The sequence below is a fragment of the Desulfoluna sp. genome, assembly GCF_030145185.1.
Classification (GTDB): domain Bacteria; phylum Desulfobacterota; class Desulfobacteria; order Desulfobacterales; family Desulfolunaceae; genus Desulfoluna.
Genome location: NZ_JAQYWB010000150.1, coordinates 1 through 2,974, shown reverse-complemented (window position 1 = coordinate 2,974; position 2,974 = coordinate 1). Strand labels below are relative to the sequence as shown.

Here is a 2,974-nt window from a genome sequence, read left to right as displayed (position 1 = left end):
TGCAGGTGCCTGTCTCTTAAACTCTCTGAATCTCGGTCCTTTAAACGCCTCTTTCAAACTCTCAAAATTCTGGCCCCTGGAGACTGCCTTGTCATGCATCTTCCCGGATAGTTCATGGGAAAATGACCAAGCGCAGACAATGGCTGTGTCATTACAGCGGGTTATGAAAATCAATATAGACATTCCAAAAATACAAAATGTAATATCAGCTCTTTGAGGTAAACCCTTGCATCTGCAGCTCTGATGCCTTGAATATGGGGGCACTCGACTCGTGAAATATCCGGGCTTGACCAGCGAAGATATTACTTTTTTTAGCTTGACATTAAGTTACTAAACCGTTTACTCAATAGTTAATTGTTCTGCCAGAAGGCAGGCGCTTTATTAAAAAAAGACCATCCCAATATCCACGCGATGTCAAGCCACGAAGGCCTGATTTTCTTCCATGAAGGAGATGCGACTCCCGTGGTTTTTTTTATTTCTGGAGGTGAGATGAGACTTTTTATGCGTCAACTATCTGGCTTTATATGCTTTCTTTTGCTGCTCGTGGCGCCGGCTCAGGCCACGACCCAGGTTATCGATGCCTCGGGCAGGGAACACAAATTTTCAACTGAGATTACACGGTTTATCTGTTCTGGTTCGGGTTGCCTGCGGTTGGCGACCTATCTCCAAGCCCAGGATCGGGTGGTGGCTGTGGATGATATCGAGACGCGTCGTGCCCGTTTTGATTCCCGGCCTTACGCCCTTGCCAACCCCTCCTTTAAAACACGTCCTCTTTTTGGTGGATTTCGGGGCAGGGACAACCCGGAAAAAATACTGGGGCTTTCCTCGCAGCCCCAGGTGATTTTCAAGACTTATCCGGATTCGGGCACAAACCCGGTGATGTTGGAGGCGAAAACGGGTATTCCCGTGGTGGTTTTGCAGTACGGGGATCTGTATCGGAACCGGGGCGATTTTTTCAGGGCGCTCACCATCATGGGTGCCGTCTTGGAACGTCAGGAGAGAGCGAAGGAGGTCATCGCCTTTTTTGAAAAAGAGATTGCAGACCTGGAAGCAAGAACTCAAGGGATTGCCCCCGCAGGTCGACGAAGCTGCTTTGTAGGCGGCATCGCCTTTCGAGGGCCGCATGGCTTTGCCTCCACCGAGCCCATGTACCCGCCGTTTCAGTTTGTACATGCCATGAACATCGCCTGTCCCAGGCCGGGTGAGGCTCAACTTCGCCAGACCCTCTTTTCCAAAGAGCAGCTCTTGACCCGTGACCCCGACGTGCTCTTTCTGGATCTCTCCACACTCCAGATGGGAAAAGGGCAGGGCGGGCTCCATGAGTTGATGAACGACCCCATTTATCAGGAACTCACCGCCGTGAAAACCGGTCAGGTCTTCGGGGTGCTCCCCTACAACTGGTATACCCAGAACATGGGCTCTATTTTGGCCGATGCCTGGTTTATCGGAAAGACCCTCTACCCAGACCGCTTCAAAGGGATCGACCCCGGAAAAAAAGCCGATGAGATTTACTCCTTTCTCGTGTCTGCCCCTGTGTTCGGACCCATGAACCAGGCCTTTGGGAATCTGGCGTTCAAGGCGGTTCCCCTTGCAGGGGAAGGACATTAAGACACTGGCCTCCGGCGGCGAGGTGGAGTCACCTCAAAAGCGGGTTTCGCCCAACACAGACGCTGTCGGTTTGTACACATGAATTCCTGGTCATTCGGCTCCTTAAATTCAATACGATAAGCTTGACTATCAGAATTTGGAAATCGAACGTGGGTTGGCATTATTCAGATTATGCCTCCGGCGGCCCTGCCGGGGACCAAACTTTTGCCCTGATCTTATAAAATAGAGGGTTTGACAAACAAGTATTGGCCACGTTTATTAAAATCTTCGCGAATGATCTCACCCCGAGGAACGAGGGGTGAGATCATTCGCAACCTGGGGTCCAGGGGATCATCCCCTGGCCGCCGGAGGCTATTTTTTATGCATTTTGATGGTGGTGTGATGCTGGCGGATTACAGGCGGTATATGAAGCACAAGCAGGTGTTTCTCTGCTGCCTGGTGGTGGGCCTTCTACTGGCCATTATGGTAAGCGTCTCGGTTGGGGCGGTCCCCATCTCTTTTTCGGACCTTCTTGCGGTGCTCATGAACCGTGCTCCCTCGAGACGGTTGGAACTCATTATTTACAGTATCCGTCTGCCTCAGACCCTTACCGCTGTGGTGGCGGGCGCGGGTCTTGCCGGGGCAGGAACCGTCATGCAGTCGGTGCTGAGAAACCCACTGGCGTCACCTTTTACCCTCGGCATCTCCCACGCAGCAGCCTTTGGCGCGGCTCTTTCTGTCATGGTCCTTGGCTCTGGCACCATGGGCTCGGCTTTGGGAGACGCCGTCTCCATCACCAGCCCGGTCCTCACCCTTGTCTCAGCCTTTACCTTTGCCATGGGTACCGCCTGCCTCATCACCTCCCTTGCACGAACACGCGGGGCATCGCCTGAGGTGATGGTGCTTATTGGCGTGGCTTTAGGGGCATTGTTCACCGCAGGCACCATGCTCCTTCAGTTTTTTGCAGACGACGTGCAGCTGGCCGCCATGGTTTTCTGGACCTTCGGAGACGTGGCACGCACGGACTGGAATGATCTGGTCATTCTGTCCGTGGTCACCATCGGGCTTTTGGGGTTCCATCTTATGAACGCCTTGAACTACAACGCCATGGACGTGGGGGATGAGACGGCCCATGGCCTCGGAGTCCGCGTCACAAGGGTAAGGCTTGTGGGCATGATGGCGGCATCCCTGGTGACGTCGGTGATCATCTCCTTTGTGGGGATTATCGGGTTTATCGGCCTTGTGGCCCCCCACATGGTGCGTCAGATCATCGGAGACGACCACCGATTTTTGCTGCCCGCATCCATTGTGGCCGGAGCCCTGATTCTTCTGGTCTCCGATATGGCGGCTCGCCTGGTGTTGCTCCCCCATGTGCTTCCCGTTTCTA

At 53.6% G+C, this 2,974-nt stretch carries 2 protein-coding genes; both read left to right on the top strand.

Features of this window, described 5'->3' with window-relative positions:
* Positions 1-489 precede the first annotated feature (489 nt).
* On the top strand, positions 490-1,608 hold the full coding sequence (locus Q1Q75_RS22510; protein ID WP_300675454.1) for an iron ABC transporter substrate-binding protein: 1,119 nt from the start codon (positions 490-492) through the stop codon (positions 1,606-1,608).
* 360 nt (positions 1,609-1,968) lie between these two features.
* Positions 1,969-2,974 (top strand): iron ABC transporter permease (locus tag Q1Q75_RS22505; protein WP_300675452.1); only part of this gene is annotated, 1,006 nt, incomplete at its 3' end.

What these genes read in the sequence shown, in the direction of transcription:
- Q1Q75_RS22510 (WP_300675454.1), top strand. Translation starts at nt 490, where the DNA reads ATGAGACTTTTTATGCGTCAACTATCTGGCTTTATATGCTTTCTTTTG.